At 64.9% G+C, this 20768-nt stretch carries 13 protein-coding genes, 2 tRNA genes and 3 rRNA genes; 14 read left to right on the plus strand and 4 right to left on the minus strand.

Translation table 11 applies throughout. The annotated features are described in order from the left end of the window. Positions 1-3 precede the first annotated feature (3 nt). Positions 4-1371 carry an MFS transporter gene (locus bpln_RS20435; RefSeq protein ID WP_055139830.1) on the plus strand — a complete coding sequence of 456 codons (1368 nt, stop codon included), beginning with the start codon at positions 4-6 and terminating at the stop codon, positions 1369-1371. A gap of 119 nt (positions 1372-1490) precedes the next feature. Here bpln_RS20435 and bpln_RS20440 read toward each other — a convergent pair whose 3' ends face one another. Next, complete coding sequence (locus bpln_RS20440; RefSeq protein ID WP_042629256.1) at positions 1491-2600, minus strand: 2-aminoethylphosphonate--pyruvate transaminase; 1110 nt, start codon at positions 2598-2600, stop codon at positions 1491-1493. Positions 2601-2861: 261 nt separating this feature from the next. Here bpln_RS20440 and phnS point away from each other — a divergent pair, with 261 nt between their 5' ends. The 13 genes from phnS to bpln_RS20505 all read left to right on the plus strand — a co-directional run bounded on the left by phnS (position 2862) and on the right by bpln_RS20505 (position 16969). Beyond that, positions 2862-3944 (plus strand): 2-aminoethylphosphonate ABC transporter substrate-binding protein, encoded by a 1083-nt coding sequence (phnS, locus tag bpln_RS20445; protein ID WP_055139831.1) that lies wholly within the window; start codon positions 2862-2864, stop codon positions 3942-3944. A gap of 19 nt (positions 3945-3963) precedes the next feature. Beyond that, a complete protein-coding gene (gene phnT / locus bpln_RS20450) occupies positions 3964-5061 on the plus strand; it encodes a 2-aminoethylphosphonate ABC transport system ATP-binding subunit PhnT (RefSeq protein ID WP_148654104.1) in 1098 nt (365 codons plus the stop codon). Beyond that, on the plus strand, positions 5039-5971 hold the full coding sequence (phnU, locus tag bpln_RS20455; RefSeq protein WP_055141151.1) for a 2-aminoethylphosphonate ABC transporter permease subunit: 933 nt from the start codon (positions 5039-5041) through the stop codon (positions 5969-5971). The genes phnT and phnU overlap by 23 nt, the downstream gene beginning before the upstream one ends. After that, complete coding sequence (gene phnV, locus bpln_RS20460) at positions 5961-6827, plus strand: 2-aminoethylphosphonate ABC transport system, membrane component PhnV (RefSeq protein ID WP_055139833.1); 867 nt, start codon at positions 5961-5963, stop codon at positions 6825-6827. Before phnU ends, phnV begins: the two co-directional genes overlap by 11 nt. A 159-nt stretch (positions 6828-6986) precedes the next feature. After that, positions 6987-8300, plus strand: a complete 1314-nt coding sequence (gene phnA, locus bpln_RS20465; protein WP_055139834.1) for a phosphonoacetate hydrolase — start codon at positions 6987-6989, stop codon at positions 8298-8300. Positions 8301-8377: 77 nt separating this feature from the next. Next, positions 8378-8935: a phosphonate degradation HD-domain oxygenase gene (locus tag bpln_RS20470; protein WP_055139835.1), complete on the plus strand. Its 558-nt coding sequence runs from the start codon at positions 8378-8380 to the stop codon at positions 8933-8935. A gap of 575 nt (positions 8936-9510) precedes the next feature. Then, positions 9511-11043, plus strand: a 16S ribosomal RNA gene (locus tag bpln_RS20475). Between the two features lie 64 nt (positions 11044-11107). Continuing rightward, positions 11108-11184 (plus strand) — tRNA-Ile (locus tag bpln_RS20480). Positions 11185-11221: 37 nt separating this feature from the next. Next, a tRNA-Ala gene (locus tag bpln_RS20485) sits at positions 11222-11297 on the plus strand. A 292-nt stretch (positions 11298-11589) separates the two neighbouring features. Then, positions 11590-14469, plus strand: a 23S ribosomal RNA gene (locus bpln_RS20490). Positions 14470-14607: 138 nt separating this feature from the next. Beyond that, positions 14608-14721 (plus strand): 5S ribosomal RNA (rrf, locus tag bpln_RS20495). The 16S, 23S and 5S rRNA genes sit together here with 2 tRNA genes alongside, the layout of an rRNA operon. 328 nt (positions 14722-15049) lie before the next feature. Next, positions 15050-15292 (plus strand): DUF3717 domain-containing protein, encoded by a 243-nt coding sequence (locus bpln_RS20500; protein ID WP_042627193.1) that lies wholly within the window; start codon positions 15050-15052, stop codon positions 15290-15292. Positions 15293-15544: 252 nt separating this feature from the next. Then, the gene (locus tag bpln_RS20505) at positions 15545-16969 is read left to right on the plus strand and encodes a DHA2 family efflux MFS transporter permease subunit (RefSeq protein ID WP_055139836.1); all 1425 of its coding nucleotides are present in this window, start codon (positions 15545-15547) and stop codon (positions 16967-16969) included. Positions 16970-17082: 113 nt separating this feature from the next. Here bpln_RS20505 and bpln_RS20510 read toward each other — a convergent pair whose 3' ends face one another. The 3 genes from bpln_RS20510 to bpln_RS20520 all read right to left on the minus strand — a co-directional run bounded on the left by bpln_RS20510 (position 17083) and on the right by bpln_RS20520 (position 20714). Then, entirely contained in the window at positions 17083-17868 is a 786-nt protein-coding gene (locus bpln_RS20510; protein ID WP_082465375.1) for a 2OG-Fe(II) oxygenase, read from the minus strand. A 123-nt stretch (positions 17869-17991) separates the two neighbouring features. Further along, complete coding sequence (locus bpln_RS20515; protein ID WP_042627195.1) at positions 17992-19572, minus strand: inorganic phosphate transporter; 1581 nt, start codon at positions 19570-19572, stop codon at positions 17992-17994. Positions 19573-19826: 254 nt separating this feature from the next. After that, on the minus strand, positions 19827-20714 hold the full coding sequence (locus bpln_RS20520) for a DMT family transporter (protein ID WP_055139837.1): 888 nt from the start codon (positions 20712-20714) through the stop codon (positions 19827-19829). Between the last annotated feature and the right edge of the window lie 54 nt (positions 20715-20768).

Raw genomic sequence — 20768 nt, forward strand, 5'->3', positions numbered from 1 at the left:
ACGATGCAGCACTCACCCCAACCGTCCGCGACCGCCGCCGCCTCCGCGTCGGCGGCCGGCACCGCGCGCCGCTCCTCGGCGCGCTACCGGATCCTCGCGCTGCTCGCGATCGGCACGATGATCAACTATCTCGACCGCACCGTGCTCGGCGTGGCCGCGCCGGCGCTGACCAAGGAACTCGGGATCGGCGCCGCGGTGATGGGCATCATGTTCTCGTCGTTCTCGTGGACCTACGTGCTCGCGCAGGTTCCGGGCGGCCTGTTCCTCGACCGCTTCGGCAGCAAGCTCACCTATTACCTGTCGATGACGTTCTGGTCGCTGTGTACGCTGCTGCAGGGCTTCGTGAGTGGAGTCGGCACGCTGCTGGCCTGCCGGCTCGGCCTCGGCTTGAGCGAGGCGCCGTGCTTCCCGACCAACAGCCGCGTGGTGGCCACCTGGTTCCCGCAGAAGGAACGCGCGATGGCCACCGGCACCTACACCGTGGGCGAATACGTCGGCCTCGCGTTCCTGAGCCCGGTGCTGTTCGCGCTGATGGGCGCGTTCGGCTGGCGCTCGCTGTTCTGGGTGGTGGGCGGCGTCGGCATCCTGTTCGGGCTGGCCTGGCTCAAGTTCTATCGCGAGCCGCGCGATCATCCGGGCGCGAACGCGGCCGAGCTCGCCTACATCGCCGAGGGCGGCGGCCTGATCGACGGCGAGGCCGGCGCGGCGAAAGCCGCGAGCGAAGCTGGCACGGCGAAGGGCACGCCGGCCCGCTTCAGCTGGGCCATGGCCGGCCGGCTGCTGAAGAAGCGCCAGCTCGCCGGCATCTGTCTCGGCCAGTTCGCCGGCAACTCGACGCTGGTGTTCTTCCTGACGTGGTTTCCGACCTATCTCGCCACGGAACGCCACATGGCATGGCTGAAGATCGGCTTTTTCGCGGTGCTGCCGTTCATCGCGGCCTCGATCGGCGTGATGTTCGGCGGCATCTTCTCCGATTATTTGCTGCGAAGCGGCAAATCGGCCAACGTCGCGCGCAAGCTGCCGATCATCGCCGGCCTGCTGCTCACTTCGACCATCGTGCTGGCCAATTACGTGCAGAGCAACGAGGCGGTGATCGCCATCATGTCGGTGGCGTTCTTCGCGCAGGGCATGGCCGCGCTCGGCTGGACGCTGGTCTCCGACATCGCGCCGGAGGGGCTGCTCGGCGTGACGGGCGGGATCTTCAACCTGGCCGCGAACCTGGCCGGCATCATCACGCCGCTCGTGATCGGCCTGATCGTCGCGGCGACCGGCTCGTTCGTCGGCGCGCTGGCCTTTATCGGCGTGATCGCGCTGATCGGCGCGCTGTCGTACATCTTCGTGGTCGGCGACATCAAGCGCATCGTGCTGTAGCCGCCGCGCCCGACCGGCACGGCAAGCCCGGCCCCGCTTCGCGCGGCGCCGGGCTTTTTCATGCATGCGCAAAGCGCGCCGCGTTCAGGCGCCGCTGCACCGGCCCGGTGGGCGCGCCGTCAGCGCACCGCGATGCCGAGCGCGCGCAGCGCGCCGTCGATCGCCGCGACGGCGCGGCGGATCTGCTGCGCGTCGATCGCGCCGATGCAGCCGACCCGAAACGTCTCGACCTGCGTGAGCTTGCCCGGATACAGCACGAAGCCGGCGTCGCGCACGGCCGCGTAGAACGGCGCAAACGCATAGGCGGGGTCGCGCGGGGCATGGAACGTGACGATCACGGGCGCCTGCACCTCGGCGGCGAGGAACGGTGCGAAGCCGAGCGCGCGCATCCCGTCGAGCAGCGCCGCGCAGTTCGCGGCGTAACGCGCGCCGCGCGCCGGCTGGCCGCCCTGCGCATGGAACTGCGCGAGCGCCTCGTGCAGCGCCGCCACCACGTGCGTCGGCGGCGTGAAGCGCCATTGCCCGGTGCGCTGCAGGTAGGCCTGCTGGTCGTGCAGGTCGAGCGCGAGCGAGGGCGAGCGGCCCTCGCACCGCGCCAGCAGCGCGCGCCGCACGATCACGAATCCCATCCCCGGCACGCCCTCCAGGCACTTGCCGCTCGCCGAGACGAGCGCGTCGATGCCGTTGGCGGCCACCTCCACCGGCAACGCGCCGAACGAACTCATCGCGTCGACGATCAGCCGCGCGCCGCGCCGCGCGCAGGCCGCGGCGATGTCCGCGAGCGGGTTGAGGATGCCGGCGCTGGTTTCCAGATGCACCAGCGCGACGTGCGTGATGCGCGGCCCGGCGGCGAGCCGCGCCTCGATCGCCGCGGCGCTGGCGGCCTCGTGCTCGGCGAACGGCAGCTCGACGGTTTCGATGCCGAGCCGCTCGAGGATCCGCACGATGCGCGCGCAGTACGCGCCGTGATTCGGTACCAGCACCACGCCGTCGCGCGGCACCAGCGTGCCGAGCGCGGCCTCGACGGCGAACGTGCCGCTGCCCTGCAGCGGCACGCAGCAATAGGCGTCGTCGCCGCCGGCGATGCGCACCAGATCGGCGCACACGTCCTGCGTCAGGCGATTGAAGGTCGCGTCCCACGAGCCCCAGTCGCGTTGCATGGCGCGGCGCGTGGCCGGCGAGGTGGTCAGCGGGCCGGGCGTCAGGAGAATCGGGTCGTTGTCGGAAATCACGTGGCCTCCGGGGCGGGAGAAGGGCGGCGCGCGGCGGGCGGCGCACCGGACACGGCCTATCGTAGTGGCAAAATGTGTCATTTGTTGGAATTACGTGGTGACGTCATGGAGTTGTCATCGAACGCTGTGATCCTTCGCTTGCCGCCGGCGCGATGGACGCGCCGGGCGGCGTGAAGCCGGGCCGCAGGCAGGCCCCCAGAGACGACAGGCGCCGGCAGGAGTCCGGCCCGAGATGTTTCCGCCCTACGGAGAAGCGAGATGACATTCCAGAATTCGTTCGGCACGACGATGCGCAAGCTGGCGCTCGCGGCGTGCGCCGCCGGCCTGCTTCAGGCGCTCGCGATGCCGGCGCACGCGGCCGGCGCGGTCGTGCTGTACACGGCAGACGGCCTCGAGAACCTCTATCGCGACGTGCTGCCCGCGTTCGAGAAGAAGGAAGGCGTGAAGGTGAACATCGTCACGGCCGGCAGCGGCGAGGTGGTGAACCGCGCGAACGTCGAGAAGGGTTCGCCGAAGGCCGACGTGCTCGTCACGCTGCCGCCGTTCATCCAGCAGGCGGGCCAGCTCGGCCTGCTGCAGCCGTACCCGAGCGCCAACTACAAGAACGTGCCGGCGATCGCGAAGGCGGCCGACGGCTCGTGGGCGACTTTCGTCAACAACTACTTCTCGTTCGCGCTGAACCCGGACGTGGTGAAGAACCCGCCGAAGACGTTCGCCGACCTGCTCTCGCCCGACTACGCCGGCAAGATCGCCTACTCGAACCCGGCCACCGCCGGCGACGGAATGGCCGTGATCATCCTGACCTCGACGCTGATGGGCGAGGACGCCGCGTTCGACTACCTGGCCAGGCTCGAGCGCAGCGCGAAGTTCCATACCAAGGGCACCGGCTACCTGAACGTGCTGCTCTCGCGCAACGAGATCAGCGTGGCCAACGGCGACCTGCAGATGGATCTCGACGACGCCGAACACGGCGGCCTGTCGGTCAAGCCGGTGTTCCTCTCGGCGAAGGCGGGCGAGGCGCCCACCACGTTCCAGCTGCCCTATGCGATCGGCCTGATCAAGGGCGGCCCGAACGCCGACGAAGGCAGGAAGCTGATCGACTACCTGATGTCGACCGACGTGCAGGCCAAGGTGCCCGACATGTACGGCATCCCGGGCCGCAGCGACGTGCCGCTGACGGGCAAGAACGGCGAGGCGGTCAAGCGCGCGATCGCGGGCGTGAAGCTGATTCCGGTGGACTGGAACGCCGTGATGGCGAAGAAGGCCGGCTGGACCGAGCGCTGGAAGAAGGACGTGATCGGCAGCTCCGGCAAGGAGACCGAAGTCGTCAAGCCGAAGTGATCGGCCACGAGGGATGCCCGTGAATATCGCCAGCCTGACCCATCCCGGCGCCCTCGACCCGGCGCGGCCGCACGCGAGCCTGCGTGCGGCCGCGCCGGGCGGCGTGCAGATCGAGCACCTGAGCGTGCGCTACGGCGCGCGCACCGTGCTCGACGATCTCTCGCTCACGATCGGCGCCGGCGAACTGCTGACCGTGCTCGGCCGCAGCGGCTGCGGCAAGACTACCCTGTTGCGCTTCATCGCCGGCTTCGTGAAGGCCGACGGCCTGAGCGGCACGCTGACGGTGGCCGGCCGCGACCTGACGCATGCGCCGCCGCACAAGCGCAACCTCGGCCTGCTGTTCCAGAACTACGCGCTGTTCCCGCACCTGTCGGTTTTCGAGAACGTCGCGTTCGGGCTGCGCGCGCGTCGCATGGGCTCGGGCGAGATCGCGCGGCGCGTGGCCGACGCGCTCAAGCTCGTGCAGCTCGGCGACGCCGGCCACGTGATGCCGGCACAGCTTTCCGGCGGCATGCAGCAGCGCGTGGCGCTGGCGCGCGCGCTGGTGATCGAGCCGGACGTGCTGCTGCTCGACGAGCCGCTCTCGGCGCTCGACGCCAACCTGCGTGCCTCGGTGCGCACCGAATTGAAGGCGCTGCACGAGCGGCTGCCGAACCTGACGGTCGTCTGCGTCACGCACGATCGCGACGACGCGCTGGTGCTGTCCGATCGCGCGCTGCTGATGCGCGACGGCCGCATCGCGCAGATCGGCACGCCGCAACAGCTCTACGACACGCCGCGCGACGGCTTCGTGGCCCGCTATCTCGGTGCCGCGAACCTGCTGCCGCCGCACGTGGTCTACCCGATCGGCGATCCGCTGCACGACGTGCGCGACCGCGTCGCCTGCGTGCGGCCCGAGCGCTTCACGCTCGAGCCGCCCGGCGGCGGCGGCCTGAACGGTACGATCGCGTCGGTGGAATGGCACGGCTCCGAGCTGTCGGTCTCGGTGATGCTCGACGCGGCCGCCGATGCGCCCGTGCTGGTCACCATGCAGCGCGGCCGCGGCCTGACCCCGGCGCGTGGCGCGCGCGTTTCCCTGCATTGCGAGGCGGATGATGTCGTCCTTATCGAGCCCTGACCTCGACGGCGCGGCCGCCGCCGCCGCGCGCCGCGAGGCGTCGACGGCCGCCCACGCGCGCGAGGCGCGCCGGGCCGGGCGCCGCGCGCGGCTGCATCTGCTGGTGCTGGCGCTGGTGGTGCTCGGGCCGCTCGTGCTTTATCCGCTCGCGCGCCTGCTGTTGCTCAGCGTGACGGGCGACCACGGCTTCACGCTTGCCGCCTATCGCACGTTCTTCGGCAACCCCGACACGCGCGGCGTGCTCGGCACCACGCTGTGGGTGCTGTGCGTGAGCGCCGGCAGCGCGTCGGTGCTCGGCGTGCTGCTCGCGGCGCTGCTGTTCTTCCGGCCGTTTCCGGGCGCCTCGCTCGTCACGCGTTTCCTCGAACTCTACGTGGCGTTCCCGTCGTTCCTGGTCGCGTTCACGCTGATCTTCCTGTACGGCTCGCAGGGCTCGATCAGCATCGCCCTGCAACGGCTGTTCCATCTCGATGCGCCGCCGCTCGACTTCCTGTTCGGCATCGGCGGCGTGATCCTGGCGCAGACCGTGTTCTACACGCCGTTCGTGGTGCGGCCCACGCTCGCCTCGTTCGCCACGCTCGACCTGCGGCTCGTCGAGGCCGCGCGCAGTCTCGGCGCGAACGGCTGGATGCTGGCGCGCCGCGTGATCCTGCCGATCGCGTGGCCCGGCATCGCGGCCGGCACGATCCTCTGCTTCCTGCTCACGCTCAACGAGTTCGGGATCCTGCTGGTGCTCGGCAGCGCGCGGCTCGTCACGCTGCCGGTCGCGATCTACACCAGCGCGTCGGTCGATCTCGACATGCCGACCGCGGCGGCCGGTGCCGTCGTGATGCTCGCCATGTCGCTGTCGCTGTATGCGCTTTATCGCCGGATCAATCGCCGGGCGATGGGAGGGCGGGATGTCCGCTGATGCACGCCTGAATGGCGGTCCGGCCGGCGCGCCGGTGCCGCGGCATGCCGCCGGTTGGTCCGACACCGTATTGAAGACCGCCGCGCGCGTCGCGCTGGCGCTGGCCGCGTTCGCCTGCTTCTGGCTGTTCGTGCTGCCGGTGGTGGTGGTCGCGCTGTCGAGCGTCGCCAGCCACTGGTCCGGCACGATCCTGCCGACCGGCTACAGCCTGCGCTGGTTCTCGCGGCTCGGCGAGCCCGAGTTTGACGCGCTCGCCACCAGCCTCGAGATCGGCTTCGGCGTGGCCGTGATCGGCACCGCGCTCGGGCTGTGGCTCGCGCTCGCGCTGGAAGGGCGCGTACAGGGGCGCGCGGGAGCGCTCGTCGACGCGCTCGTGATGTTGCCCAACGGCGTGCCGAGCGTGGTGTTGGGACTTGCGGTGCTGATCGCCTATCATCAAAAGCCGGTCGACCTTTCGAGTTCGGCCGCGATCGTCGTGCTCGTGCAGCTCGCGCTGATCCTGCCGTTTTGTTATCGATGCGCGGCCGCCGCGTTACGACCCGAATTGACGGTGTTGCGCGAGGCCGCCGCGAGCCTCGGGGCGCCGCCGTCGATGGTGCTGCGCCGCGTGCTGCTGCCGCAACTCGTGCCGGCGCTGCGCGCGAGCCTCGCGCTCGGTTTCGCGCTGTCGCTCGGCGAGCTGGGCGCGACGATGACGGTGTATCCGCCGGGCTTCGCGACCGTGCCGATCGTCGTGATCGGCGAGGTCGAGCGCGGCTATTACCTGCCGGCCTCGGCGCTCTCGCTGCTGATGCTGGTGGCTTCGCTCGCGGCGCTGATGCTGATCGCCGCGCGGGTGCCGCGGCTGCGGCGCTGATTGACGGATTGATTGAAGCGCTGGACAACAGACGGGATTGACGGGCTGGATTCGTGGATTGGCCTCGTGGATTCGACTCGCGGCGCGGGCCGCCGGGGCGGATCGCGCGACGGCACCGGCGGCCGTGCGCGCCGAATCGAAGCGATAACAGGAGGAGTCATGCTGAACCCGACGAACCAAACGATCGAGGTCAATGGTCGCCACTATCGCCTGCCGCCGGGGCGGACCGCCATCGTCTGCCTCAGCGGCGGATCGCCCGACTATCTCGAGGCGGCGGTCGCCGACGGCGTCGCGCCGTTCCTGGCGCGAATGATGCGTGACGGCGCGGCGCTCGGCGCCGACGGTGTGATCCCGTCGCTGACCCACGCGAACCAGCTGTCGATCGTCTGCGGTGCGCCGCCCGCGCTGCACGGCATTTGCGGCAACACGATTCACGACGCCGGCGCGCAACAGGGCGATGGCGCCGATATCGCGCTGAACCGGGCCGCCGACCTGCGCGCGGATACCGTGCTTGCCGCGGCGGCGCGCGCCGGGGCGCGGGTGGCGGTCGTCACGGCCCGCGAGAAGCTGCGCCGGTTGCTCGGCACCGGCTTGCGCGGCATCTGCTTCTCGGCCGAGAAGGCCGGGCAGACTTCGCTGGCCGAGAACGGCATCGCCGATGCGCTCGATTTCGTCGGCCTGCCGTCGCCCGACGTTTATGGCGCGGCGCTGTCCGAGTTCGTGCTGGCGGCGGGCGTGCGGCTCGCGAAGACGCGCCGCGTCGATCTGATGTATCTGGCCACGCACGATTACGTGCAGCGCAAATGGGCGCCCGGCAGCACGCAGGCGAACGCGTTCTATGCGGCGATCGACCGGCATCTCGCGCAGCTCGACGCGCTCGACTGGGTGATCGCCGTGACCGCCGACCATGGTACGGGCGCCAAGCACGATCCGCGCACCGGCGCGCCGAACGTCGTCTATCTGCAGGATGCGCTCGACGGCTGGCTCGATTTCCCGCGCACGCGCGTGGTGCTGCCGATCGCGGACCCGCACGTCGCGCATCACGGTGCGCTCGGCTCGTTCGCGACGGTCCATCTGCCGGCCGGGCTGGACCCCGACGACGTGGTGGCGCTACTGCGCGGCCTCGACGGCATCGCGCTCGCGCTGGCCCGCGACGAGGCCGCCGCCTGCTTCGAGCTGCCGGTGGACCGGATCGGCGACGTCGTGGTGGTCGCGCGCGACGACACCGTGCTCGGCCGGCGCGAACGCGAGCATGACCTGTCCGCGCTGACGGCGCCGCTGCGCTCGCACGGCGGGTTCGGCGAGCAGGCGGTGCCGCTGCTGTTCAACCGGCGCGTGGTGGCGGTCGATCCTGGCCGGCGCTGGCGCAATTTCGACGTGTTCGATCTCGCGCTCAATCATCTGGTGCGCGGCGACGATTTCACGTTCGAGCGCACGCGGCGCGTACCGGGACCGGTGATGCATGCGCAGTGAGGGCGTCGCGCTGGATCGGCGGCGGGCTTTTCGATGAGGCGTGCGCGCGGCGGACGCCCGATGCAGGGAGTGGTGACGTGGCATTGACGCTGGAAGACATCCGCACGCTGTTCGAGCAGCGCGGCGACACGGCCTATAGCGGCGAACCGGTGACGCAACTCGAGCACGCGTTGCAGAGCGCGCAGCTCGCCGAGGATGAGGGGGCGGGCGACGCGCTGGTCACGGCGGCGTTGCTGCACGACCTTGGCCATTTGCTGAACGAGCAGGGCGAGACGCCGACCGCGCGCGGGATCGACGATCTGCACCAGTATTACGCACTGCCGTTTCTGCGCGGCACGTTTCCCGACGCGGTGCTCGAGCCGATCCGGCTGCATGTGGACGCGAAGCGCTGCCTCTGCGCGATCGAGCCCGGCTATGCGCAGGCACTGTCCGAGGATTCGCTGCGCAGCCTGGCGCTGCAGGGCGGAGCCTATGACGAGGACGAGGCGCGCGCGTTCCTGCTGCGCCCGCATGCGGCCGACGCGGTGCGCCTGCGCCGCTGGGACGACGGCGCGAAGCTGGCCGGCGGCGTCACGCATTCGCTCGATTACTTCATGCGGATCGCGTCGCGAGTGGCACACGATGCGCGTGCGTAGCGCGGGGCATTACGCCTGGTCGCGCGTTCTTCGTTTGGTATCAACGGTTTGCCGCCAAGGGCGCCGCGCGAGCGGCGCCCTTGGCGCTTTTCTTTTGCATTTTCTTCACGAAAGGGCTTGCAGGAAGCGGGATCGGTGCTTAGAATCACGCCTCTTTCGCGCTAACGGAAACGCGGCGCGGAAGGGGAAGTAAGGCAGGACGAACGCAGCGCCGAGTGTTGGCCGCGTGTTGGTGTTGCCGGAGGTAAATGATCAACAAAGCAGGTTGATCGCAGCGTGAAAAAAGTAGTTGACGCGCTGCGAAACGTTGATCATAATCTCGCTTCTCTGCTGCTGACAACGCAGCGCTGCTGGGAAGGCCAGAAAGTCCGGTCGGTTCAGCGGAAATGCTCTTTAAAAATTAACAGCCGATAAGTGTGGACGCTTGATCGACGCGGTCCTGATCTTTGGATCAGGTCAGCAAAAGTATCAAGAGTCTCACACAAAAGTAAGTCAGGTTTGTGAAGCAATTCATAACCTGTCAGCTTTGAGTGAGCGACCGGTTCTTAACGGAACCGAAAACAGTAACAGGAATTGAACTGAAGAGTTTGATCCTGGCTCAGATTGAACGCTGGCGGCATGCCTTACACATGCAAGTCGAACGGCAGCACGGGTGCTTGCACCTGGTGGCGAGTGGCGAACGGGTGAGTAATACATCGGAACATGTCCTGTAGTGGGGGATAGCCCGGCGAAAGCCGGATTAATACCGCATACGATCTACGGATGAAAGCGGGGGATCTTTGGACCTCGCGCTATAGGGTTGGCCGATGGCTGATTAGCTAGTTGGTGGGGTAAAGGCCTACCAAGGCGACGATCAGTAGCTGGTCTGAGAGGACGACCAGCCACACTGGGACTGAGACACGGCCCAGACTCCTACGGGAGGCAGCAGTGGGGAATTTTGGACAATGGGCGAAAGCCTGATCCAGCAATGCCGCGTGTGTGAAGAAGGCCTTCGGGTTGTAAAGCACTTTTGTCCGGAAAGAAATCCTGAGGGCTAATATCCTTCGGGGATGACGGTACCGGAAGAATAAGCACCGGCTAACTACGTGCCAGCAGCCGCGGTAATACGTAGGGTGCGAGCGTTAATCGGAATTACTGGGCGTAAAGCGTGCGCAGGCGGTTTGTTAAGACCGATGTGAAATCCCCGGGCTCAACCTGGGAACTGCATTGGTGACTGGCAAGCTAGAGTATGGCAGAGGGGGGTAGAATTCCACGTGTAGCAGTGAAATGCGTAGAGATGTGGAGGAATACCGATGGCGAAGGCAGCCCCCTGGGCCAATACTGACGCTCATGCACGAAAGCGTGGGGAGCAAACAGGATTAGATACCCTGGTAGTCCACGCCCTAAACGATGTCAACTAGTTGTTGGGGATTCATTTCCTTAGTAACGTAGCTAACGCGTGAAGTTGACCGCCTGGGGAGTACGGTCGCAAGATTAAAACTCAAAGGAATTGACGGGGACCCGCACAAGCGGTGGATGATGTGGATTAATTCGATGCAACGCGAAAAACCTTACCTACCCTTGACATGGTCGGAATCCCGAAGAGATTTGGGAGTGCTCGAAAGAGAACCGATACACAGGTGCTGCATGGCTGTCGTCAGCTCGTGTCGTGAGATGTTGGGTTAAGTCCCGCAACGAGCGCAACCCTTGTCCTTAGTTGCTACGCAAGAGCACTCTAAGGAGACTGCCGGTGACAAACCGGAGGAAGGTGGGGATGACGTCAAGTCCTCATGGCCCTTATGGGTAGGGCTTCACACGTCATACAATGGTCGGAACAGAGGGTCGCCAACCCGCGAGGGGGAGCTAATCCCAGAAAACCGATCGTAGTCCGGATTGCACTCTGCAACTCGAGTGCATGAAGCTGGAATCGCTAGTAATCGCGGATCAGCATGCCGCGGTGAATACGTTCCCGGGTCTTGTACACACCGCCCGTCACACCATGGGAGTGGGTTTTACCAGAAGTGGCTAGTCTAACCGCAAGGAGGACGGTCACCACGGTAGGATTCATGACTGGGGTGAAGTCGTAACAAGGTAGCCGTATCGGAAGGTGCGGCTGGATCACCTCCTTTCTCGAGCTAATACCGCATACATTGAGCGTTCACGCTTATCGGCTGTTGATCAAGACAGACTCAGGGGTCTGTAGCTCAGTCGGTTAGAGCACCGTCTTGATAAGGCGGGGGTCGTTGGTTCGAATCCAACCAGACCCACCAATTGTCTGACACGGAAACCTGAGACGTCTCTGTACATGGGGGCATAGCTCAGCTGGGAGAGCACCTGCTTTGCAAGCAGGGGGTCGTCGGTTCGATCCCGTCTGCCTCCACCAATCTTCAATGACAAACGTTCAGTCATACTGAGTTTTTGTCATTGGCGATTGAGCCAGTCAGAGGATAAGTCAGAAGTTGCACTTATCGGCTGTCGTTCTTTAACAATCTAGAAGAAGTAGTAATTTGGATAGCGGAAGCGCTTATTTGAGATGGGCGTGGAAACTATCCGGGTTGTGATTGTATCGATGTATCTCAAGAAGATTCGAACTTAAATGTTCGGCTCAATTGGAATACGGCACAAATGCGAGAACTCAACCTGTAACGGCTGTCGAGAAGACAGACCCGTTATAGGGTCAAGCGAACAAGTGCATGTGGTGGATGCCTTGGCGATCACAGGCGATGAAGGACGCGGTAGCCTGCGAAAAGCTACGGGGAGCTGGCAAACGAGCTTTGATCCGTAGATGTCCGAATGGGGAAACCCACTCCTTTTGGAGTATCCATGACTGAATACATAGGTCATGTGAAGCGAACGCGGTGAACTGAAACATCTAAGTAACCGCAGGAAAAGAAATCAACCGAGATTCCCAAAGTAGTGGCGAGCGAAATGGGAAGAGCCTGTACTCTTTATTTGTATTGTTAGCCGAACGCTCTGGAAAGTGCGGCCATAGCAGGTGATAGCCCTGTAGGCGAAAACAGTATGAAAGAACTAGGTGTACGACAAGTAGGGCGGGACACGTGAAATCCTGTCTGAAGATGGGGGGACCATCCTCCAAGGCTAAATACTCGTGATCGACCGATAGTGAACCAGTACCGTGAGGGAAAGGTGAAAAGAACCCCGGGAGGGGAGTGAAATAGATCCTGAAACCGCATGCATACAAACAGTCGGAGCCTCGTAAGGGGTGACGGCGTACCTTTTGTATAATGGGTCAGCGACTTACGTTCAGTAGCAAGCTTAACCGAATAGGGCAGGCGTAGCGAAAGCGAGTCCGAATAGGGCGTTCAGTTGCTGGGCGTAGACCCGAAACCAAGTGATCTATCCATGGCCAGGATGAAGGTGCGGTAACACGTACTGGAGGTCCGAACCCACTAACGTTGAAAAGTTAGGGGATGAGCTGTGGATAGGGGTGAAAGGCTAAACAAACTTGGAAATAGCTGGTTCTCTCCGAAAACTATTTAGGTAGTGCCTCGTGTCTCACCTTCGGGGGTAGAGCACTGTCATGGTTGGGGGGTCTATTGCAGATTACCCCGCCATAGCAAACTCCGAATACCGAAGAGTGCAATCACGGGAGACAGACATCGGGTGCTAACGTCCGGTGTCAAGAGGGAAACAACCCAGACCGCCAGCTAAGGTCCCCAAATATAGCTAAGTGGGAAACGAAGTGGGAAGGCTAAAACAGTCAGGAGGTTGGCTTAGAAGCAGCCACCCTTTAAAGAAAGCGTAATAGCTCACTGATCGAGTCGTCCTGCGCGGAAGATGTAACGGGGCTAAGCTATATACCGAAGCTGCGGATGCACATTTATGTGCATGGTAGGAGAGCGTTCCGTAAGCCTGCGAAGGTGCATTGTAAAGTGTGCTGGAGGTATCGGAAGTGCGAATGCTGACATGAGTAGCGATAAAGGGGGTGAAAGGCCCCCTCGCCGTAAGCCCAAGGTTTCCTACGCAACGTTCATCGGCGTAGGGTGAGTCGGCCCCTAAGGCGAGGCAGAAATGCGTAGCTGATGGGAAGCAGGTCAATATTCCTGCACCATTGTTAAATGCGATGGGGGGACGGATCGCGGAAGGTTGTCCGGGTGTTGGAAGTCCCGGTCGCTGCATTGGAGAAGGCGCTTAGGCAAATCCGGGCGCGGAATTCAAGGATGTGGCGCGAGCTTCTTCGGAAGCGAAGCAATCGGAAGTGGTTCCAAGAAAAGCCTCTAAGCTTCAGTTTAACAGTGACCGTACCGCAAACCGACACAGGTGGGCGAGATGAGTATTCTAAGGCGCTTGAGAGAACTCGGGAGAAGGAACTCGGCAAATTGGTACCGTAACTTCGGGATAAGGTACGCCCCTGTAGCTTGACTGGCCTGCGCCAGAAGGGTGAAGGGGTTGCAATAAACTGGTGGCTGCGACTGTTTAATAAAAACACAGCACTCTGCAAACACGAAAGTGGACGTATAGGGTGTGACGCCTGCCCGGTGCCGGAAGATTAAATGATGGGGTGCAAGCTCTTGATTGAAGTCCCGGTAAACGGCGGCCGTAACTATAACGGTCCTAAGGTAGCGAAATTCCTTGTCGGGTAAGTTCCGACCTGCACGAATGGCGTAACGATGGCCACACTGTCTCCTCCCGAGACTCAGCGAAGTTGAAGTGTTTGTGATGATGCAATCTCCCCGCGGCTAGACGGAAAGACCCCATGAACCTTTACTGTAGCTTTGCATTGGACTTTGAACCGATCTGTGTAGGATAGGTGGGAGGCTATGAAACCGGAACGCTAGTTTCGGTGGAGCCGTCCTTGAAATACCACCCTGGTTTGTTTGAGGTTCTAACCTTGGCCCGTGATCCGGGTCGGGGACAGTGCATGGTAGGCAGTTTGACTGGGGCGGTCTCCTCCCAAAGTGTAACGGAGGAGTACGAAGGTACGCTAGGTACGGTCGGAAATCGTGCTGATAGTGCAATGGCATAAGCGTGCTTAACTGCGAGACCGACAAGTCGAGCAGGTGCGAAAGCAGGTCATAGTGATCCGGTGGTTCTGTATGGAAGGGCCATCGCTCAACGGATAAAAGGTACTCTGGGGATAACAGGCTGATACCGCCCAAGAGTTCATATCGACGGCGGTGTTTGGCACCTCGATGTCGGCTCATCTCATCCTGGGGCTGTAGCCGGTCCCAAGGGTATGGCTGTTCGCCATTTAAAGAGGTACGTGAGCTGGGTTTAAAACGTCGTGAGACAGTTTGGTCCCTATCTGCCGTGGGCGTTGGATATTTGAAGGGGGCTGCTCCTAGTACGAGAGGACCGGAGTGGACGAACCTCTGGTGTACCGGTTGTCACGCCAGTGGCATCGCCGGGTAGCTATGTTCGGAAGAGATAACCGCTGAAAGCATCTAAGCGGGAAACTCGCCTTAAGATGAGATATCCCCGGGGACTTGATCCCCTTGAAGGGTCGTTCGAGACCAGGACGTTGATAGGTCAGGTGTGTAAGCGCAGTAATGCGTTCAGCTAACTGATACTAATTGCCCGTAAGGCTTGATCCTATAACCGGTCTGTTTTGCACCAGTCTTGCTGGTGCGCAGCGGTTGGATTCTTGACATGCCGTGCCGTACAAGCACAACCCAAACTACTTCTTCCAGATTGGTCGTGGCGCGACACACGCGACGCGACAACCCTCTTAGCCTGATGACCATAGCGAGTCGGTCCCACCCCTTCCCATCCCGAACAGGACCGTGAAACGACTCTACGCCGATGATAGTGCGGATTGCCCGTGTGAAAGTAGGTAATCGTCAGGCTTCCTCCTTCGAAACCCCCGCTGCTCACGCAGTGGGGGTTTTGTCTTTTCCAGGACGGAAATCGCATGCACGCGGGAATGCATGCCTGTTTATCCCGCTTCAAGCATTTGTCCAATCAAATACGCACCGTCTTAATCCAGCTGCAAAAGCCCCGGCAATTTCCCGATCGAAAGCCCGATTGAATGCGTCACTCGGTTGATCGAATGGTATGCTACGCGTCCCCGATGCGGAGCGAGCGGCATTTGTGCTCCTGTCATTTAATCGACCTGGCGGATTCGGCATTCGATAATCAACTGCCGCAATTGACCGGGGCCTCCAGCAAGGAACCATGACTGCAACTTCCAGCGATAAGACGACCCAGCCGATTTCCATCGTGAGGATCGAATCCGCGATCAATGCATGGCGTGAAGTTCACATTCACGCGTCGATCGACGATGACTACGCGCTCGACAGCGCGAGCAGTTGTCTCGCTGAAGTGTATGGTTCGATGATTTTCCACGGCGAATCGAGTGTCGAGATCGCTGCGCTGACGGCCGACCAGCGCGACGCGCTGCTCGCCACCGAAGTCTGAGCTGGCCGGGCAGGCAACCGCCTGGACCGTGCCCGACGCGGCAGCCGCCGGGTCGAGCGCCGCCCTTCATCCTGCCAATCTCACTGCCGGCAACCGCCGAAAACCGCCTCGGCCCGGCGGCGATCGTGCCGCAGCGGCGACAAATCGGAGTACCATCGACGCCTCAGCCATGCGGTGCCGACGGCCAGTCGGCCGGCGCCGGTTGGTCTGCCGCTTTCGCACCTCTCCGATTTTCTCCGCCCGCTATTCCGCATGACCGACACTCGCGTCGATCGCCGTCCGACGACGGATTTCCTCCCGTATCTCGTGGCCGCGACGTTCTTCATGGAATATCTCGACACGACGGTCATCGCGACCGCGCTGCCGCAGATGGCGAAATCGTTCGGCGTCGGCCCGAACGCGCTGAGCCTCGGCATGACCGCCTACATGCTCGCGCTCGCGGTGTTCATCCCGATCAGCGGCTGGATTGCCGACCGCTTCGGCTCGCGTACCGTGTTCGGTTCGGCGATCGCGATCTTCACGATCGCCTCCGTGCTGTGCGGGCTGTCGAACGGCGTCGGGACGTTCACCGCCGCGCGGCTGCTGCAGGGCGTGGGTGGCGCGATGATGGTGCCGGTCGGCCGGATGATCGTGGTGCGCAGCACCGACAAGGCGAAGCTGATGCGTGCGATCGCGACGATCACCTGGCCCGGCATCGTGGCGCCGGTGGTCGGGCCGCCCGTCGGCGGCTTCATCACGACCTACGCCTCGTGGCGCTGGATCTTCCTGCTCAACGTGCCGCTCGGCATCGCCGCGTTCGTCTGCGTGCTGCTGCTGGTGAAGAACGAGCGCGCCGAGCAGGCACGCCCGCTCGATTGGCTCGGATTCGTGTTGTCGGGCGTAACGCTGACCTGCATGCTGTGCGGCACTGAAGCGGCCGGGCAACAGGATGCGCATTTCATGGAGGCGTTCGGGCTGATCGCGGCGGCGATCGTGTTCGGCGCCGCGGCGCTCTGGCATGCGCGACGCACGCCGCATCCGCTGCTCGACTTCACGACGCTGAAGGTGCCGACATTCTCGGTCACGGTGTTTACCGGCTCGATCACGCGCGTGGCGATCAACGCGGTGCCATACCTGCAGCCGCTGCTGTTCCAGGTCGGCTTCGGCATGTCGCCGTTCCAGTCCGGGCTGCTGCTGCTCGCGAGCGCGACCGGCAACCTCGGGATGAAGGCGCTGACCTCGTGGATCCTCGATCGCTTCGGGTTCCGCCGCGTCGCGCTCGTCGACGTGACGATCGCCGGCGTGGCGACGATCGCATGCGGCTGGCTCACCGCCTCGACGCCGCTCGTGATCACCTTGTTCGTGGTGTTCGTCTACGGGCTGTCGCGCTCGATGCAGTTCTCGACATTGGCCACGCTCGCGTTCGCCGACATCCCGCCGCAGCAGACCAGCGCCGCCAGCACGCTGTCGAGCGCGGCGCAACAGATGACGATCGGCATGGGCATCGCGTTCGGCGCGATGTCGCTGCGGCTCGCGTCGATGCTGCGCGGCGACACGACCGGCACGCACTACGTGCTGGCCGACTTCCGCTGGGCGTTTCTCGCGGCCGGCGTGCTGGCCTTGCTGACGCTGCCCGGCTATGCGCGGCTTGCCGCGAATGCCGGCGACCGGCTGCGCGCGAGCGTCTCGAAGGGCTGAGCGGCGCCGTCGTTTCGTTGCGCGCGCATCGAACGAATTCACCAGGCGCACGCATGGCGGGCGGCGTCGTCAGCGCGTGGCGCCGGCTCGCGCCAATCGCTGTCGCGCCGCGCTCACCGCGCGTCGTGAAAGATCACGCCGAGCGTATGCCGATGCCCCGACCGCAACCGGCTCACGCCGTGCCGCAGGTTGACGCGATACACCCCGCGCGTGCCCTGAACCGGCCTCGTGTGGACGGCGAAGATCGCGGCATCGCCGCGCTCCAGCGGCACGACTTCCACGCGCGACTGCATGCGCGGCCGCTGCTCGGTCAGCACGAATTCTCCTCCCGTGAAATCGACGCCCGGCCGTGACAGCAGGACGGCGACCTGCAGCGGAAACACATGCTCGCCGTACAGATCCTGGTGCAGGCAGTTGTAGTCGCCCTCACGGTAACGAAGGATCAGCGGTGTCGGCCGAAGTTGTCCGGCTTCATTGCAGCGGCGCACGAACGCGTCGTGATCGGCCGGATAGCGCGTCCCGATGCCCATCGCGCGGTTCCAGTCGTTCGCGATCGGCGCAAGCGGCGCATACAGCTCGCGCCGCAGCGCGGCGAGCCCGGGCGGCAGCGGATAGGCGTAATAGCGATATTCGCCGCTGCCGAAGCCGTGGCGCGCCATCACGATCCGGCTCCGATAGCGCGCCTCGTCGTCGTAGGCGGCGATCAGCACATCGCAGGCCTCGGGATCGAGCAGCCGCTTCACCACCGCCACGCCGTCACGCCCGAGCGCCTCGCGGATGGCCGGCCAGTCGAGCGCGGCCGGCACGAGCGCGCCGGCGAACGCATCGGCGTCGTCAAGCCAGGGGGACGGCGGAATGGACGACGGCGCGGCACCGCGTCGTTCGGGGCTGGGGGACATCGCGGCGCTCCGAATTCGTCATGAGGAGGCCATCGTAACGGAGCCGCGCGCGCGCGCCGCTCCGTTTCTTGCGCGACAACTCCAGGCCGGGTCGATGCGGGATCGACCCGGCGCGCGGCAGGTTCAGAACAGCGCGTGGAATACCCAGTAGAGTCCGCCGGCCAGCACGATCGAGGCCGGCAGCGTCAGCACCCAGGCCAGCACCAGGCTGCGCACGGTCGACCATTGCAGGCCCGAGCCGTTGGCCGCCATCGTGCCGGCCACGCCCGACGACAGCACGTGCGTGGTCGAGACCGGCAGCCCGTACATGTCGGCCGCGCCGATCGTGACCATCGCGACGACTTCGGCCGAGGCGCCCTGGCCGTAGGTCAGATGCTGCTTGCCGATCTTCTCGCCGACAGTGATCACGATCCGCTTCCAGCCGACCATCGTGCCGAGGCCGAGCGCGAGCGCCACGGCGACCTTGACCCAGGTCGGGATGAACTTGGTGGCGTGATCGAGCATCGCGCGATAGTTGTTGATCGCGGCGCGATCGTCGGCGGAGAAGGCCGGCTGCTTGGCCTTGTCCATCAGGCGGATCGCTTCCGACTCCAGGTACATGGTGTTGCGCAGGTTGTCGACATCGCCCTGCGGGGTGCTCGCGATCGAGCCGGTCGAGCCGACCGCGGCCGCGAGCGAGTTCGACAGCTGCTGCACGGCGGGTACGGTGTCCGGCGTCATCTGGCGCGTCTGCACGTAGGTCTCGACCACGCGGCGCGAGTTGACGGGCGCCGCGGCGCCGTTGGTGTACTTGCCGAAGGTCGCGGCCGCCTGGTGCGCGACGGCGATGAAGGTCTGCGATTCGGCCGGCGTGACCGCCTTGTTCAGCGCGTAGGCGGTGGGAACGGTGCCGATCAGGATCAGCATGATGAGGCCCATGCCCTTCTGGCCGTCGTTCGAGCCGTGCGCGAACGACACGCCGGTGCAGGTCAGGATCAGCAGGCAGCGGATCCAGAACGGCGGCGTCTTGTCCTTCGGCGGCTCCTGATAGAGCTGCGGCACCTTCACGAGCCCCTTGAGCAGGAGCAGCAACAGGCCCGAGAGCACGAAGCCGACGATCGGCGAGAACAGCAGGGACTTGCCGACGCCCAACGCCTGGCTCCAGTCCACGCCGCTCGTGCCCGAGGCGCCGTGCATGAGCTGGTTCATCACGCCGACGCCGATGATCGAGCCGATCAGCGTGTGCGAGCTCGATGACGGCAGGCCGAAGTACCAGGTCGCGAGGTTCCAGACGATCGCGGCGATCAGCAGCGCGAACACCATCGCGAAGCCGGCGGCGCTGCCGACCTGCAGGATCAGCTCGACGGGCAGCAACTGCAGGATGCCGAACGCGACGGCACCGCTCGAGAGCAGCACGCCCGCGAAATTCCAGAGCCCGGACCAGACCACGGCCACGTTCGGCGTCAGCGAATGCGTGTAGATCACGGTGGCGACCGCGTTGGCCGTGTCGTGGAAGCCGTTGACGAATTCGAAGCCGAGCGCGATCAGCAGCGCGATGCCGAGCAGCACGTAGGGGAACACCGAATGCTCGCCGACCGGCGCGAGATCGGCCATCAGGTGGGAGAGCACATACGCGCCGCCGGCGACGAGTACGACGAGGAAGACCACCAGGCCGAATTGCCGTGAGCGGCCGGGATCTGCGGTGGGTGACGCGGATTGGTTCATGGCGGGCAGGGAAGGGGGTGGGGGGAATCAATCGCCCGATCCTAGCGCCGCGACTTAGGCAGTTTGATGACATGACGGGATGTCGTCGGTGATCTTTCAACTCTCTTGCGCCGGGCCGCCTGACGGCCGCGCGGCATGCGTTCCCGCCCGGCGGCCGCGTCGACGCGTACACACGCTTCCGGCGGCGGCCCGGCATGCCGCCCCGGCGGGCATGCATGTGGAGCGTCAAGTCCCGCGCGGCACGTGCCCCCCGCTCACCGCGCCGCGCGCGTGGCCGGTGCCCCCGCGAAGCGCCGCGCGCAGGCCACGCAGCCGACCACGACCGTCGTCACGCCCACCATCGCGGCCGGCACCGGCTCGTGCAGCAGCCACGCGGCGAGCAGCAGCCCGAAGAACGGCTGCAACAGCTGAAGCTGGCCGACGCTGGCGATGCCGCCGAGCGCGAGCCCGCGATACCAGAACACGAAACCGATCAGCATGCTGAACAGCGACACGTAGGCGAGGCTCCACCAGGCCGGCGCTTCGATCGTGGCGAACGAGGCGGGCCGGACCGCGAGGGCGAGCGGCAGCATCACCGGCAGCGACAGCACTAGCGCCCACGAGATCACCTGCCAGCCGCCGAGCCGGCGCGACAGCCGCGCGCCTTCCGCATAGCCGAGCCCGCAGGCGACGATCGCGGCCAGCATCAGCAGGTCGCCGAGCGGTGACGCGCGCAGGCCGTCGCGCAGCGCGAACGCCGCCACGGCCGCGCTGCCGAGCGAAGAGAACAGCCAGAACGCGGCGCGCGGGCGTTCGCCGCCGCGCAGTACGCCGAACGCGGCGGTGGCGAGCGGCAGCAACCCGACGAATACGATCGCATGCGCCGACGTGATGTGCCGCAGCGCCAGCGCCGTCAGCAGCGGGAAGCCGACCACCACGCCGAGCGCGACGATCGCGAGCGGCACCAGATCGGCGCGCGCCGGGCGCCGCTCGCGGAACGCGGCCAGCAGCGCGATCGCCACCAACCCGGCGATCGCGGCGCGCGCGAGCGTCAGGAACACCGGGTCGAAACCGTGGACGGCGATGCGCGTGGCCGGCAGCGAGCCGCTGAAGATCACGACGCCGAGAAAACCGTTGAGCCAGCCTTGCGTGGAGGTCTGCATGGATGCGTGGGCCGAGGCGAAAGGAGAGGGAAAGGCCGAGCATCGCACGCGGCC

Origin of the sequence: Burkholderia plantarii (assembly GCF_001411805.1) — a bacterium.
GTDB classification, from domain to species: domain Bacteria; phylum Pseudomonadota; class Gammaproteobacteria; order Burkholderiales; family Burkholderiaceae; genus Burkholderia; species Burkholderia plantarii.

What these genes read in the sequence shown, in the direction of transcription:
- bpln_RS20435 (WP_055139830.1), top strand. Translation starts at nt 4, where the DNA reads ATGCAGCACTCACCCCAACCGTCCGCGACCGCCGCCGCCTCCGCGTCG.
- phnS (WP_055139831.1), top strand. Translation starts at nt 2,862, where the DNA reads ATGACATTCCAGAATTCGTTCGGCACGACGATGCGCAAGCTGGCGCTC.
- phnU (WP_055141151.1), top strand. Translation starts at nt 5,039, where the DNA reads ATGTCGTCCTTATCGAGCCCTGACCTCGACGGCGCGGCCGCCGCCGCC.
- phnV (WP_055139833.1), top strand. Translation starts at nt 5,961, where the DNA reads ATGTCCGCTGATGCACGCCTGAATGGCGGTCCGGCCGGCGCGCCGGTG.
- phnA (WP_055139834.1), top strand. Translation starts at nt 6,987, where the DNA reads ATGCTGAACCCGACGAACCAAACGATCGAGGTCAATGGTCGCCACTAT.
- bpln_RS20500 (WP_042627193.1), top strand. Translation starts at nt 15,050, where the DNA reads ATGACTGCAACTTCCAGCGATAAGACGACCCAGCCGATTTCCATCGTG.
- bpln_RS20505 (WP_055139836.1), top strand. Translation starts at nt 15,545, where the DNA reads ATGACCGACACTCGCGTCGATCGCCGTCCGACGACGGATTTCCTCCCG.
- bpln_RS20510 (WP_082465375.1), bottom strand. Translation starts at nt 17,868, where the DNA reads ATGTCCCCCAGCCCCGAACGACGCGGTGCCGCGCCGTCGTCCATTCCG.
- bpln_RS20515 (WP_042627195.1), bottom strand. Translation starts at nt 19,572, where the DNA reads ATGAACCAATCCGCGTCACCCACCGCAGATCCCGGCCGCTCACGGCAA.
- bpln_RS20520 (WP_055139837.1), bottom strand. Translation starts at nt 20,714, where the DNA reads ATGCAGACCTCCACGCAAGGCTGGCTCAACGGTTTTCTCGGCGTCGTG.